The 12,904-nt window shown below is 67.2% G+C and carries 14 protein-coding genes; 5 read left to right on the top strand and 9 right to left on the bottom strand.

The window, feature by feature from the left end:
* Positions 1-80: 80 nt before the first annotated feature.
* Together exaC and FIV50_RS17425 are read left to right on the top strand one after the other, a co-directional pair.
* Positions 81-1,646, top strand: coding sequence for an acetaldehyde dehydrogenase ExaC (gene exaC, locus FIV50_RS17430; protein WP_140038524.1), 1,566 nt, complete (start codon positions 81-83; stop codon positions 1,644-1,646).
* Positions 1,647-1,727: 81 nt separating this feature from the next.
* Positions 1,728-2,144: a DUF779 domain-containing protein gene (locus FIV50_RS17425; RefSeq protein ID WP_140038523.1), complete on the top strand. Its 417-nt coding sequence runs from the start codon at positions 1,728-1,730 to the stop codon at positions 2,142-2,144.
* A 125-nt stretch (positions 2,145-2,269) separates the two neighbouring features.
* Here FIV50_RS17425 and trpS read toward each other — a convergent pair whose 3' ends face one another.
* The gene (gene trpS / locus FIV50_RS17420; protein WP_140038858.1) at positions 2,270-3,304 is read right to left on the bottom strand and encodes a tryptophan--tRNA ligase; all 1,035 of its coding nucleotides are present in this window, start codon (positions 3,302-3,304) and stop codon (positions 2,270-2,272) included.
* Positions 3,305-3,502: 198 nt separating this feature from the next.
* Here trpS and FIV50_RS17415 point away from each other — a divergent pair, with 198 nt between their 5' ends.
* Positions 3,503-3,967 carry an HIT family protein gene (locus FIV50_RS17415; protein ID WP_140038522.1) on the top strand — a complete coding sequence of 155 codons (465 nt, stop codon included), beginning with the start codon at positions 3,503-3,505 and terminating at the stop codon, positions 3,965-3,967.
* Between the two features lie 128 nt (positions 3,968-4,095).
* On the opposite strand, the gene FIV50_RS17410 is transcribed toward FIV50_RS17415, so the two are convergent.
* Genes FIV50_RS17410 through FIV50_RS17385 form a run of 6 tightly spaced genes read right to left on the bottom strand, consistent with a single transcriptional unit; the run spans position 4,096 to position 9,731 of the window.
* Complete coding sequence (locus FIV50_RS17410; protein ID WP_140038521.1) at positions 4,096-4,851, bottom strand: ABC transporter ATP-binding protein; 756 nt, start codon at positions 4,849-4,851, stop codon at positions 4,096-4,098.
* Positions 4,848-5,645, bottom strand: a complete 798-nt coding sequence (locus tag FIV50_RS17405) for an ABC transporter ATP-binding protein (RefSeq protein WP_140038520.1) — start codon at positions 5,643-5,645, stop codon at positions 4,848-4,850. The genes FIV50_RS17410 and FIV50_RS17405 overlap by 4 nt, the downstream gene beginning before the upstream one ends.
* Positions 5,642-6,502, bottom strand: a complete 861-nt coding sequence (locus tag FIV50_RS17400) for an ABC transporter permease (RefSeq protein WP_181164269.1) — start codon at positions 6,500-6,502, stop codon at positions 5,642-5,644. Before FIV50_RS17400 ends, FIV50_RS17405 begins: the two co-directional genes overlap by 4 nt.
* Positions 6,499-7,461, bottom strand: a complete 963-nt coding sequence (locus FIV50_RS17395; protein WP_140038519.1) for an ABC transporter permease — start codon at positions 7,459-7,461, stop codon at positions 6,499-6,501. Before FIV50_RS17395 ends, FIV50_RS17400 begins: the two co-directional genes overlap by 4 nt.
* A gap of 52 nt (positions 7,462-7,513) precedes the next feature.
* Complete coding sequence (locus FIV50_RS17390) at positions 7,514-9,007, bottom strand: ABC transporter substrate-binding protein (RefSeq protein ID WP_140038518.1); 1,494 nt, start codon at positions 9,005-9,007, stop codon at positions 7,514-7,516.
* Positions 9,008-9,035: 28 nt separating this feature from the next.
* Positions 9,036-9,731, bottom strand: a complete 696-nt coding sequence (locus tag FIV50_RS17385; RefSeq protein WP_140038517.1) for a DUF1684 domain-containing protein — start codon at positions 9,729-9,731, stop codon at positions 9,036-9,038.
* A 119-nt stretch (positions 9,732-9,850) separates the two neighbouring features.
* Between FIV50_RS17385 and FIV50_RS17380 the strand changes: the two genes are divergently transcribed.
* Both FIV50_RS17380 and FIV50_RS17375 read left to right on the top strand, forming a co-directional pair.
* A complete protein-coding gene (locus tag FIV50_RS17380; RefSeq protein WP_140038516.1) occupies positions 9,851-10,096 on the top strand; it encodes a ribbon-helix-helix domain-containing protein in 246 nt (81 codons plus the stop codon).
* Positions 10,093-10,413: a type II toxin-antitoxin system RelE/ParE family toxin gene (locus tag FIV50_RS17375; protein WP_140038515.1), complete on the top strand. Its 321-nt coding sequence runs from the start codon at positions 10,093-10,095 to the stop codon at positions 10,411-10,413. Before FIV50_RS17380 ends, FIV50_RS17375 begins: the two co-directional genes overlap by 4 nt.
* Before the next feature lie 311 nt (positions 10,414-10,724).
* Here FIV50_RS17375 and FIV50_RS17370 read toward each other — a convergent pair whose 3' ends face one another.
* Both FIV50_RS17370 and FIV50_RS17365 read right to left on the bottom strand, forming a co-directional pair.
* Positions 10,725-11,855, bottom strand: coding sequence for a hypothetical protein (locus tag FIV50_RS17370; RefSeq protein ID WP_140038514.1), 1,131 nt, complete (start codon positions 11,853-11,855; stop codon positions 10,725-10,727).
* Complete coding sequence (locus FIV50_RS17365; protein ID WP_258184334.1) at positions 11,852-12,814, bottom strand: hypothetical protein; 963 nt, start codon at positions 12,812-12,814, stop codon at positions 11,852-11,854. Before FIV50_RS17365 ends, FIV50_RS17370 begins: the two co-directional genes overlap by 4 nt.
* Positions 12,815-12,904 lie beyond the last annotated feature (90 nt).

Raw genomic sequence — 12,904 nt, 5'->3', positions numbered from 1 at the left:
GCATCGGAGCGCAACCTCCGCCGACCTACCGTCAGAGGACAGCCGCAGCACCGACGCCGTGGCCCGTCGAAGGAGTTCCGATGACGATCGTCGAAGAAGACGTGTCCACCGCCCCCGCATCCTCCGCGTACGCCGCTCCCGGCCAGCCGGGCGCCGTCGCGACCTACCGACCGCGGTACGGCCATTACATCGGCGGAGAATTCGTGGATCCGGTCAAGGGTCAGTTCTTCGAGAACGTGAGTCCGGTCAACGGCAAGCCGTTCACCGAGGTGGGTCGTGGGACCGTCGAAGACATCGACCGCGCGGTCGACGTCGCCTGGAAGGCGTTCGCGAGCTGGGGCAAGACCAGCCCGGCCGAACGCTCGGTCGTGCTCAACAGGATCGCCGACCGCATCGAGCAGCACCTCGAAGAGATCGCCGTCGCCGAGACCTGGGAGAACGGCAAGCCGGTGCGCGAGACGCTCGCCGCCGACATCCCCCTCGCGGTCGATCACTTCCGCTACTTCGCCGGCGTGCTCCGGGCGCAGGAGGGCGGCATCAGCCAGCTCGACGAGAACACCGTCGCGTATCACTTCCATGAGCCGCTCGGAGTGGTCGGCCAGATCATCCCGTGGAACTTCCCGATCTTGATGGCCGTATGGAAACTCGCGCCGGCGCTCGCCGCAGGCAACTGCGTGGTCATCAAGCCGGCAGAGCAGACTCCGGCATCCCTGCTGTTCCTGTTCGACATCATCGGCGACCTGCTGCCGGCGGGTGTCGTCAACATCGTCAACGGGTTCGGCATCGAGGCGGGTGCACCGCTCGCGCAGCACAAGCGCATCCGCAAGGTCGCCTTCACGGGGGAGACCACGACCGGGCGCCTGATCATGCAGTACGCCTCGCAGAACCTGATCCCCGTGACACTCGAACTCGGAGGCAAGAGCCCCAACGTCTTCTTCGAGGACGTCGCCCGCAACACCGCCGACCCTTTCTACGACAAGGCGCTCGAGGGCTTCACGATGTTCGCGCTGAACCAGGGCGAGGTCTGCACGTGCCCGTCGCGTGCGCTCATCCAGCGGTCGATCTACGACGGCTTCCTCGCCGACGGACTCGAACGCGTCGGCAAGGTGATTCAGGGCAACCCGCTCGACCCCGCCACGATGATCGGCGCGCAGGCGTCGAACGATCAGCTGGAGAAGATCCTCAGCTACATCGACATCGGCAAGCAGGGCGGCGCGCGGCTGCTCACGGGTGGCGACCGCGTCGACCTCGGCGGCGACCTCAGCGAGGGCTTCTACGTCGCGCCGACCGTGTTCGAGGGCACGAACGACATGCGTATCTTCCAGGAGGAGATCTTCGGGCCGGTGCTGTCGGTCACCTCGTTCGACGACTTCGACGACGCGATCTCGATCGCGAACGACACGCTCTACGGACTCGGCGCGGGAGTGTGGAGTCGCAGCGGCGACACCGCCTACCGCGCGGGGCGGGCGATCGAGGCGGGCCGCGTCTGGACCAACACGTATCACCAGTACCCGGCGCACGCCGCGTTCGGCGGATACAAGCAGTCGGGCGTCGGGCGTGAGAACCACAAGATGATGCTCGACCACTACCAGCAGACCAAGAACCTCCTGGTCTCTTATGCGGAGGGCCCGATGGGCTTCTTCTGAGTTCGACCCCGGGCGGGCGCTGCATCCTCAGCGTCCGCCCGGAACCATCTGCCCTCGAACCACCCCAGGAAGGCGCGGAGCATGGTGAGTATCGGCACCTACCAGCGGGTCGACGTGACGGATGCCGCGGCATCCCTCGTGCGAGATCTCACTGTGCAGCACGGACCTCTGATGTTCCATCAGTCGGGTGGATGCTGCGACGGCTCGTCGCCCATGTGCTACCCCGTGGGCATGTTCATCACGGGGGCCGGAGACGTGCTGCTGGGGGCGCTCGATGTCGGACTCGAGGCCCCGGTCGAGGTCTTCATGTCGGAGTCGCAGTTCGAGTACTGGAAGTACACGCACCTGACCATCGACGTCGTGCCGGGTCGAGGTGCGGGCTTCTCGGTCGAGGGCCCGACGGGGATGCGGTTCCTCATCCGCTCGCGGATGCTGAACGACGCGGAGCTCGCGTACTTCGGGCTGGCGGGTTCGGCGGGCGGCCGATCGGCTGGCTGATACCCGACTGGCGGGCGACTCGCCGTCGATCGGTCAGCCATCCGTGAAACGGCCAGTCATCCGTGACGGATGCAGGAGACGACGAAGCGATACGTAGCTCAGCCGTACTGACCTCTTGACGGCCGTCAGTACGTCATGCCCATCGCCGTTCTCACTTCGTCGAGAGTGTCGTTCGCGATGGATTCCGCGCGCTCGTTGCCCTCTCGGAGCACGGCGGCGGCATCAGCCACGGTGAGCGTCGCACGGTGTGCGCGGTGGTCTGCGAGGAACTCGTTCACCGCCTCGGTCGTCAGGCGCTTGAGCGCACCGGCCCCCGCGCCGCCGACCTCGTCCGCGATCTCCCTCGGAGTGCGGTCGAGGACGACCGCGGCCGTCGCGAGCAGCCCGAAGACTCCTGGCCGATTCTTGGGGTCGTAGGTGATGACCCGCTCCGAATCGGTGGGAGCGCGCCTGATGGCGTCGGCCGTCTCGTCAGCTGTCATCCCCAGCGCGATGGCATTGCCATAGCTCTTCGACATCTTGCGACCGTCGAGGCCGGCAAGCTCAGGGGTGTCGGTCACGAGAGCCGCCGGCTCGGGAAACACCTGGCCATAGCGGTCGTTGAAGCGACGCGCGATCGTGCGTGTCATCTCGACGTGCGGCAGGTTGTCCTTCCCCACAGGAACGAGGTTGCCCTTGCAGAACAGGATGTCGGCCGCCTGGTGCACGGGGTAGGTGAGCAGCAGGCCGCTCAGGGCTCGACCGGATGCGGCGAGCTCGGCCTTGACCGTCGGGTTGCGGTGCAACTCTGCCTCGGTGACCAGGCTGAGGAAGGGGAGCAGAAGCTGGTTGAGGGCCGGCACCGAGGAATGGGTGAAGATCGTGGTGGTCTTCGGGTCGAGACCGGCGGCGAGGTAATCGAGGATCGCGCCGTACACGTTGTCTCGCACATCACCGGCCGAGTCGCGGTCGGTGATCACCTGGTAGTCGGCCAGGATGATGAACGTCTCGACACCGGCATCCTGCAATCGGACACGCTCGCGGATGGTGCCGAAGTAGTGGCCGAGGTGCAGCCTCCCCGTGGGGCGCTCCCCGGTGAGAACGCGGTACTTCTCTGGATGCTCCGCGATCGCCTCGCGAAGGTCGGGCATGCGAGCGAGGGTTGCGGCGTACGAGTCCATGATCTGCTCCTGATTCGAGAGGAGCTGCACGGACATGGTGCCGCGAAGGGGTCGCGGGCTGCCGTGCAGCCCGCGCGTCAATGCGTTACGGCTGCTCCGGCAGCCACCACGACGAAACGGTGAAACGCATGGCTCGAGGATAGCGACCCGCGGCGCTCGAGGCGACCGGCAGCGGCATTCCCCTGGTTACATGGTCCGATGTGGTGGACGGATGAGGAGTGGGCCGAACTCGTGGACCCGGAGCTCTGCGGCATGTGTGCCGACGCACATCTGCCGGAGAACGAGCACAGCATCCTGGTGGCCTCGACCGACATGACTCACATGCGACTGGTGCGCAACCAGGCGCATCCCGGCTACACCGTGGTCATCCTCCGCGAGCATCTCACTGACCTCAGTCAGCTGGACGCCGGTCAGCTCAGCGAGTTCTGGCGCGATGTCCAGCGCGCAGGCCGGGCCGTCGATGAGGCATTCGACCCGCGGAAGATCAACTACTTGGTGATGGGGCATCGGGCCCCGCATCTTCACTGCCATGTGTTCCCGCAGCACCTCACGGATGACCCTCTGCGAAACGTCGACATCTCCGACGGACCTGTCTACCTCCCTGACCCGGAGATGAGGGATTCTATGGCGGCACTACGAGAGGCCTGGCACGCGGTCGTCTGAGACCAGGAGTCGTCCCCGGTCACTCGGCTGGACGATACCCGCCTGGCGGGAGACACACCGTCGGTCGGGCAGCCATCCGTGAAACTGTCAGCCATCCGGGATGGTGGGGACGGTGGGGACGACCCGCCTCAGCGCGGGAGGCGCGGAACCGCGTCGACCAGCGCTCGCGTGTAGGGATCCTGCGGGGCGTGCAGCACGGATGCCGTGGCACCCTGCTCGACCACACGACCGTTCTGCAGCACGACCGTCCGGACGCACGCCGAGGCGATCGCGGTGAGGTCGTGCGACACCATGATGAGCGACAGGCCGTTCTCGCGGCGGAGGCGGTCGAGCAGTTCGAGCACCTGCACGCGGGTCGTGACGTCGAGCGCGCTGACCGGCTCGTCGGCGAGCAGCACCCGCGGGCGCGAGACGACCGCCCGCGCGATCGCGATGCGCTGACGCTGCCCGCCCGAGAACTCGTGCGGGTAGCGGCGGGCGGTGTCGGCGGGGAGGCCGACGGATTCGAGTGCCTCGGCGATGCGGCGCTGCGCGTCGGCACCTGATACCAGGCGCAGCGAACGGAGCGGCTCGCCGATGATGCGGTCGATGCGCTGGCGGGGGTCGAGCGACGAGTACGGGTCTTGGAACACGGGTTGCACGCTCGCGCGGAAGCGACGCATCTGCGCGCGATCACGCAACGACAGCGGCTCGCCGTCGAACAGCACCTGCCCATCACGCGGTGCAGACAGCCCCAGCAGCAGCCTCAAGATCGTCGACTTGCCCGCGCCCGATTCGCCGACGAGGCCGAGGGAGTCGCCGTCGTCGAGGCTCAGCGACACGTCGTCGAGCACCCGCTGGGATCCATAGGCGAAGCTCGCACCGCGCAGTTCGAGAAGGCTCATCGCTCGCCCTCCGCGGCGTCGAGGAACGCGTCGAGTGCACGCGCGCTGTCGACCAGCATCCGCGTGTACGGCTCCGCCGGATCCTGCAGAACCTGCGTGACCGCGCCCTCCTCCACGACGAGCCCGTCACGCAGCACGACGATGCGGTCGACCATGCGCGAGACGACGGCGAGATCGTGGCTGATGAACAGCAGCGCCATGCCCCGGTCGGCGACGAGTCGCTCGAGCAGGGCGAGCACGGCATCCTGCACCGTCACGTCGAGCGCGGTCGTCGGCTCGTCGGCGATGAGCAGCTGCGGACGCGCCGCGAGGGCGATCGCGATCGCCACACGCTGGCGCTGGCCGCCCGAGAGCTCGTGTGGGTAGGCGCGGGCGATGCGCGGATCCGACAGTGCGACCTCGTCGAGAGCGCTCGCGACAGCCGAACGCAGCTCCGCACCCCGCAGCCCGAGATGACGGCGCAGCGGCTCGGCGATCTGACGACCGACCCTCATCAGCGGATCGAGGGCGGTCAGCGGTTCTTGGAAGACGATCTGCGCCACGGGTCCGCGCAGCGGTCGCAGCTCGGCATCCCGAGCACCGACGATCTGGTGCCCATCGAGCAGCACCGAACCGGAGGCGTCGAGAGAATCCGGAAGCAGTCCGGTGACGGCGAGCGAGGTGAGCGACTTGCCCGACCCCGATTCACCGATCAGGCCCAGACGCTCGCCGGCCGCGAGCGAGAACGAGACATCGCGTACCAACGCGCCCGCGCCCGAGCGCACCGTGAGACCTGCGACCTCGAGAATGCTCATCGGCTCCTCCTGCGGGTCGGGTCGGCGAGGTCGCGCAGGCCGTCGGCGAGGAAGTTGACGCCGAGCACGAGAGCGATGATCGCGATACCGGGCGCGATCGCGCCGACCGGAGCGGTGAGCACGGTGCCCTGCGCCTCCTGCAGCATCCGACCCCACGAGGCGTTGGGCGGCGGAGCGCCGAGTCCGAGGTACGACAGGCTCGCCTCGGCGAGCACGGCGGCGCCGAACTGCAGCGCGAGGCTGACGGCGAGAGTCGGCGCGATGTTCGGCAGCACGTGCTGGAACACGATGCCCAGCGTCGAAGTGCCGCTCGTGCGGGCGGCGGTGACGAACTGCTCCTGCAGCACTCGGCGAGACAGGATGCGGGTGAGTCGCGCCACGACCGCCGACATCGCGAGACCGATCGCGAGCACCGCCGACCACAGCGACGCCCCCTGCACCGCGACGACGAGCATCGCGAGCAGCAGCACGGGGAAGGCGATCACGACATCGAGGCCGGCGGAGAGCGTGTCGTCGACCCAGGGGCGGGAGAACGCGGCGATGAGGCCGACGATGGTGCCGAGGACGGCGGCGATCGCGACCGAGCAGGTGCCGACGATCAGCGCGATCCGTGCACCCCACATGAGCTGTGACAGCAGGTCGCGTCCGAGACGATCGGTGCCGAGCAGGTGCAGGGCGCTCGGCCCTTCGAGGCGACTGCCGCTGGTGTCGGCGAGCGGATAGGGCAGCCAGAACAGCGAGACCAGGGCGATCAGCACGACGACGCCGGTGAGTACGAGTCCGATCAGCAGGGTCGCCTTCGGCCGGCGCCGCACGGGGACGGAGCCGGTGATCAGCTGCTCGGCGACGCGGCTCATCGGTTGCCCGAGACGCTCGTGCGCAGACGGGGATCGATCAGGCGCTGCACGATGTCTGCGGCGAACCCGACCAGCAGCACGAAGAGGGTGCTGACGACGAGGACGCCCTGGATGACCTGGAAGTCGTGCTGCTCGATGGCCGACAGCAGCAGGCTGCCGAGTCCGGGAAGAGTGAAGACGCTCTCGACGACCACCGCGCCGAGCAGTGTCGTCGACAGCTCGATGCCGAGGATCGCGACGACGGGCACCGAGCCGTTTCGCACGCCGTGACGCAGAAGCGCCTCGGCAGTGCCGGAGCCCCCGGCCCGAGCGGTGCGCAGGTAATCGCTGCCGATCACGTCGAGGGTGGCCGACCGCACGTATCGGCTCAGGGAGGCGCTCATCACGATCACGATGGTGATCACCGGCAGGGCGAGCGAGCGCAGAGCGTCGGCCGGATCCTCCCAGCCGTCTCGGGGAAACCCGCCGGATGGCAGCAGGCCGAGTCCGAGAGCGAAGACCCACACGAGCACGACGCCCACCCAGAAGACGGGAACCGCGACGCCGAGCTGCGCGAAGCCCGAGAGCGCGATGCCGTACCAGCGGTCGGACTTCACCGCCGCCGTGATGCCGATCACGAGCGAGACGAGCAGGGCCACCGTGAAGGCGATGAGAGTGAGAGGGAGGGTCACGGCGAGGCGGTCGGCGATGTCGGGGCCGACCGGACGAGAGCTCAGGAAGGACTCTCCGAGATCGAAGCGCAGCAGCTGCCCCGCCCAGGTCGTGAACTGCTGCAGCAGGGGCTGATCGGAGCCGACCTGCGCGCGGGCGGCGGCGATCTGCTCGGGGGTGGCGTTGACCGAGAGCAGGGCGTTCGCCGGGTCGCCCGGCAGCAGTCGCAGCAGCACGAAGATCGCGATCATCGCGACTACGAGCGAGACCACGAGGAAGGCGAGGCGGCGGATCAGATAAGCGAGCATGACTGTTCAGGATGAGGAGGGGGATGCCGACGCGCGGCATCCCCCTCGCGCGTCAGGACTTGACGATGTCGTAGGCGAAGAACTGGGAGTTCAGGCCGTTGACCGGGTAGCCGCTGAGGTCGCTCGAGGCGACCACGATCTGCGGGTAGAGGTACAACCATACGCTCGCGGCATCCTCGGCGATCTTCTCGTTGACCTGCTTCAGCAGTGCCGTCTGCTCGTCGGTCGTCGCGGCCTGCTCGGCCTCGGCGACCCACTGCTGCACGTCGGCGTCGTTGTAGCCCCAGTAGAAGTCGGGGTTGCCGTACCAGACCACGTCGCGGTCGTTCACGTGCTCCTGGAGCGTGGCCTCGAAGTCCTGCTCCTTGAACACCTTCGTGTACCACTCGTCGGCGCTGATCGTGTTGATCTCGACCGTGATGCCGACCTCGGCGAGCTGCGACTGCAGGAACTCCGCCACGGCGGGGTGCGGGTCGTAGCTCGGGGTGTCGAGCGTGAACGTGAAGCCGTCGGCGTAGCCGGCCTGAGCGAGCAGATCCTTCGAGAGCTCGACGTCATACGGGTTCACCGAGGTGAGGTCCTCGTACCACAGGTCGGTCGGCGGCACCATCGAGCCGATGAGCGTGCCGTAGTCGCCCCAGATCGACTCGAGGAGCTTCTGGGTGTCGACGGCCGAGTAGATCGCCTTGCGCACGAGCGCGTCGTCGAAGGGGGCGACGCGGTCGTTGAACGCGAGCAGCTCCTTCGTGGTGGAGGTGCCCTCGCTGATCACGTAGTCGTCGTTATCGAACTGCGCGAGCGAATCCGGGCTCTGCACGCTGGTGATCACGTCGATCTCGCCCGTGGCGAGAGCGTTGTTCTCGGCGGTCGCGTCGGTGAAGTACGTATAGACGACCTCGGCGTTCTTGGCCGGCTCGCCCCAGTAGTCGTCCCAGCGCTCGAGCGTCAGGGTCGAGCCCTTCTTCCACTCGTCGAGCGTGTAGGGGCCCGTGCCGTCTTCCGATCCGGTGATGTCGCCGGCCTCGTCGTTCACGACCCAGACGTAGCTGAGGTTGTAGAGGAACGAGATCGACCGCTGCGACAGCGTGAAGACGACGGTCTGGTCGTCGGGGGTCGCGATGTCGGCGATGGTCTTGAAGCTCGACTTGCGGGCCGAGACCGAGTCCTCGGCGGTGACGGCCTCGACGCTCGACTTCACGTCGGCGGAGGTCAGCGGGTCACCGGAGTGGAAGGTCACGTCGTCGCGCAGCGTGATCGTGTAGGTGAGTCCGTCGTCGGACACCTGAGCGTCCTCGGCGAGAAGCGGCTCGACCTCGCCGTCGTCGGTCAGCCGGTAGAGGCCCTCGTAGACGTTGCCGGTCAGCGCCTCGGTCACACCCTGGCCGCCGCCCTGGGTGTTGCTGAGGTTGGTCGGCTCGTACAGCGACCCGATGAAGATCGTGGCGTCTTCGCTCGAGGCGTCGTCGGTGGCTCCCGAGGCGCAGCCGGCCACGAGGGCGAGCGTGGCCACGGCGCCGAGCGCGCCGAGAGTTCGGGTTCTTCTCATGAGTGCTCCAGGGTGAGAGGGTGCGGCGTCACGCCGCGTAGATGTCGAAGCCGTCGCGGAAGACGACGTTCTTCTCGCCTGCTCGGATAGGCAGGGGGAAGCGGTTGGATGCCGGCGGCAGCGGGCAGTTGTACTGGGCGCTGAATCCGCAAGGCGGCACGAAAGCGCGGTTGAAGTCGAGGGTCACGGATCCCGCGTCGTCGCGCAGCTCGACGAACAGGAAGCGGCCCGACCCGTAGGTCTCCGAGCCGTTGGTCTCGTCGCCGAACACGAGCAGCAGCGTTCCGCCGTCGTCGAAGGCCGCCAGGGTGTACTCGCGGCCGTCGAGCTCGAAATGGATGTCGCCGGGGACCACGAGCTCTCGGGTGCCGCCGTTGTCGCGGATGTGCTCGAACGACACCCGGCGATCGCCGGACACCGGGGTGAAATGCCCCTCGAGCACCCATGCGGGGTCGTAGTCATAGGTGTCGATGCGGTCGAAGGCGCGGACAGCGGGCGCGTCGGCATCCCACAGGCGCAGTCCGTGCTCGGCCTCACCGGTCTCGATGTTCGTGCGCTGAATCGGCGTCACGGTCACCGTGTCGGATGCCGCCTGCTGCTCGGCATCCAGATCGGGTGCCTCGCCCGTCCAGCGGGTCTCGATCAGGGAGAGGTTTCCGGTCGCCGAGGTGACGGAGGCACGGCGCTCGGCCTGCCACTGGGTGTGATCTTCGCGTTCAGACATCACCTTCCATTCTCTTGCATGCAGAAGGGGGTGGGGTCGGCACCGTCACTCTGGGTAATGGGAGCCGTGACCTGTGAGGGATCGATGACAAACCTTGTCATCGATCGTAGAATCGTCGCATGGCAACGATGAATGTCTCGCTTCCCGATCCCCTCAAGGAGTTCGTCGAGGATCAGGTGGCCGAACGCGGTTTCGGCACCAGCAGCGAGTTCGTTCGAGACCTGATCCGCAAGGAGCAGGCCCGCTCGACCCTCCGGGCTCTCGTGGTCTCCGGCATGGGTTCCGGCCCGGGGTCGGAGATGGACGGCGACTACTTCGACAGGTTGCGACAGCGCGTCAGGGACGCCGGGCTCGACAAGAAGTGAGTGTTCGTCGGGTCGTCACGACCGCATCTGCTGACGATGACATCGTGGGAGCGATCGACTATTACGTGATCTCGGGGGCGGACGAGGCGGCGAGCGGGTTCATCGACGCCCTGGAAGATGCGAAGGACCTCATCGCGGAGTTCCCCTCCATCGGCTCGTCGCGCTTCGCGCTCGAGACCGAGATCCCTGAGCTTCGTGATGTCGCCGTGAAGCGCTTCCCGTTCGTCATCTTCTACACGGACGACGCGGATGCCGTCCGCATCCATCGAGTGCTTCACACGAGTCGTGACATTCCGACCGGTCTGGCCGGAGGGTGACAGCGCTATCGCGAGCATGCACGAATGTCGCGCCGGAAAGGGGCTGCCGGCCCTCATTCCGCACGTTTTTGGACGCGATGCAACGCGTTCGGTCGAGTCTCTTCCGCGCAATGGAATGCAACGTATGCCGGTATACCATTACTCATATACGCGCAGAGTCGTCAGTCCCCAGCTGACCCGCGCGTACGGGCGGTTCGACCGTCCTGCGGAGGGAGTGTCAGATCTCCTTCTGATCCCGAGGGGGGGATGGGGTGGGAACGCTGATCCCCAGTCAGCACCCACCCCCACAACCCACCCTCGGGGGTTCGCGTTCAGAACGATCTGGACCAGAACCAGAACGCCGCGAAGGCGATCATGAAGACCACCGGCACCCACGGGAAGCGGCGCTTCAGTCTGCGTCCTTCGTGCGCGACGCCCGGCGGCGGCGACAGCAGGCCGACCGGGGGAGCGAACGGAAGGCGCTCGTTCGCGGGCCGTGCTGAGGTGGCCGGCGAAGCGGATGCCGCAGCCGTCGGATTCTCGACGAGCAGACGCTCGTCTCTCCAGCGTTCCCACTGATCGAGCTTCGTGATCAACGCGCCGACGGCACCGAACAGCCACGCCCAGGTCGCAGGGTCGAGCGTCGACACCCTGCGCTGCGTGTAGAGGAACATCCAGTCGTCGACGATCTCGACGTCGAGCTCGGCGGCGTTGTCGATGAACCGGGCCATGATGTCGGGGCTGAACAGATAGAGCGCGTCACGCTCGTATCCCTCGGGGCAGTAGAGCGTGAAGTACTCGTCGAAGTCGCCTTCGAGCGACAACCGCTGCTCCTTCTGGAAGGACGCCGGCAGGTTCGACCCGAAGCCGTTGTTGCCCTTGGCGTCGAGCACGATGTTCGGCAGTGGCACGTCGAGCTTCACCGCGACATAGCCCCAGCGGTAGGTGGTCGAACTCTTTCCCCGCTTCACCGTGTACTGGTAGTTGCCGAACTCGACGAACCGCGGTGTCGTGCCGCGCACGAGATCGGTCGACATGCGCGAGCCGCCGAGGCTGAAGATCATCCCCGGCAGCGCGGGGGCAGTGACCTTTCCCTCGTACGACATGCCGTTCGCCTGCGCGAAGCGGTGGAGGCGATAGCGGGTGACGCGGGCGCGACGCCAGCCGATGAACGACCCGACGGCGATCACGACAGCGACGGCGCCGAAGATCAGCAGCGGGACGATGGCGAACCCTGATCCGCCGGGCGTGGAGACCATGCTGACGATGGTCGTGAAGATCACCGGGACCACGATGATGGCCATGAGAGCGACGACGACGATCGCGATGATGCTCGCGGCGTTCGTGCCGCTGGATCCTCGAGCGCGAAGCTCGGCGGCGAACGCGGTGACCGCCTTCGGATCGACCGGCTCGGTGAGCGGAGCGGCGTCGAAGGTCGGTCCCGTCTGCGGCGTCGTCGTCATCGGTTGACCTCGTCGGCATCCCACGTGAGGTCGGCGTTCTCGGGGATCAGGAATGCCTCGAGCCGTTCGTCGGCGCAGATCGCGGCGACCAGCTCGGTCGACCCGGCCACGATCGTCGAGTCGTGATCGATCTCGCTCACCATCACCCAGGCGTGGTCGTCGGGCCACAGGATGCTCGGAGTCTGCGCCGACGGGGCGAAGCCGTGCTCCTCGCCCGGGCGGTCGCGCCAGGGGACATCCAGCACCCAGTCCTGATTCGCGAAGGCGCCGATCGCTCCACGGAAGAGCACGTGGTCCCGGTCGGGGAGGCGGAAGCGCGGGCCCTCCGAGATCTCGCGCGACAGGATGCCCTCCTGCCAGGTCCGCTTGCGGAAGGCGTTGTTGAACGGATTCTTCACGCTGCGATCGAGCATCGCCTGATGATTCGGGTCATCACTGAATGTGTAGAAGGCGCGGGACGGGCCGTGCCCCATATGGCCGACCAGACCGCCCCGGCCCTCCCAGAGCGCCGCGAAGCCGGCATCCGGAGTCGTGGTGTGAGCGATCAGATGCGAGGCGATGGATGTGAGCATCTCGGGCGCCAGCTCGCCTTCCGTGGGGGCACTGAACTCGCGCCCGTCCGGTGAGATCCGCGTGCGCCAGTCCCCGTCCATCGGAGTGCGGACGATGCGCTGCCACTGCGCCAGCGGATGCAGCGTGGTGCCGAAGGCGGATGCGGTCTCGGCCCAGGTCGCAGGCTCATCGATGAACCGATCGAACAGCGCCTGCCGCTCCGCCTCCGGCATCGCGTCGTACTCGTCGTAGGTCGGCACCGGCCGGTCGGGCAGTGAGCGAACGATGCCGGGATGCAGGATGCGCGCGTAGGCCGGGAAGCCGTGCGGCACGACGGCGTGCATCGTCGCGTTCCATGGCTCGTCGAGGCGCTCGCGCAGCCAGTCGCCGGCCGAGGTGTCAGACATCCAATGCATGCGACCCACGGTACCTGCGAGATATCGGATCACCCCTTCGCGCGGCGGAGGCGGCGGAATATGCGGGGGAGTGTGAGGCCC

The organism is Microbacterium foliorum (genome assembly GCF_006385575.1).
Classification (GTDB): domain Bacteria; phylum Actinomycetota; class Actinomycetes; order Actinomycetales; family Microbacteriaceae; genus Microbacterium; species Microbacterium foliorum_B.
This window is presented reverse-complemented; position numbering and strand designations above follow the sequence as displayed.

Coding starts and splice junctions, on each gene's coding strand:
- FIV50_RS17395 (WP_140038519.1), bottom strand. CDS start 7,461: ATGCTCGCTTATCTGATCCGCCGCCTCGCCTTCCTCGTGGTCTCGCTC.
- FIV50_RS17405 (WP_140038520.1), bottom strand. CDS start 5,645: ATGAGCATTCTCGAGGTCGCAGGTCTCACGGTGCGCTCGGGCGCGGGC.
- FIV50_RS17390 (WP_140038518.1), bottom strand. CDS start 9,007: ATGAGAAGAACCCGAACTCTCGGCGCGCTCGGCGCCGTGGCCACGCTC.
- FIV50_RS17370 (WP_140038514.1), bottom strand. CDS start 11,855: ATGACGACGACGCCGCAGACGGGACCGACCTTCGACGCCGCTCCGCTC.
- FIV50_RS17385 (WP_140038517.1), bottom strand. CDS start 9,731: ATGTCTGAACGCGAAGATCACACCCAGTGGCAGGCCGAGCGCCGTGCC.
- FIV50_RS17415 (WP_140038522.1), top strand. CDS start 3,503: ATGTGGTGGACGGATGAGGAGTGGGCCGAACTCGTGGACCCGGAGCTC.
- FIV50_RS17380 (WP_140038516.1), top strand. CDS start 9,851: ATGGCAACGATGAATGTCTCGCTTCCCGATCCCCTCAAGGAGTTCGTC.
- FIV50_RS17365 (WP_258184334.1), bottom strand. CDS start 12,814: ATGTCTGACACCTCGGCCGGCGACTGGCTGCGCGAGCGCCTCGACGAG.
- FIV50_RS17410 (WP_140038521.1), bottom strand. CDS start 4,851: ATGAGCCTTCTCGAACTGCGCGGTGCGAGCTTCGCCTATGGATCCCAG.
- FIV50_RS17425 (WP_140038523.1), top strand. CDS start 1,728: ATGGTGAGTATCGGCACCTACCAGCGGGTCGACGTGACGGATGCCGCG.
- exaC (WP_140038524.1), top strand. CDS start 81: ATGACGATCGTCGAAGAAGACGTGTCCACCGCCCCCGCATCCTCCGCG.
- trpS (WP_140038858.1), bottom strand. CDS start 3,304: ATGGACTCGTACGCCGCAACCCTCGCTCGCATGCCCGACCTTCGCGAG.
- FIV50_RS17400 (WP_181164269.1), bottom strand. CDS start 6,502: ATGAGCCGCGTCGCCGAGCAGCTGATCACCGGCTCCGTCCCCGTGCGG.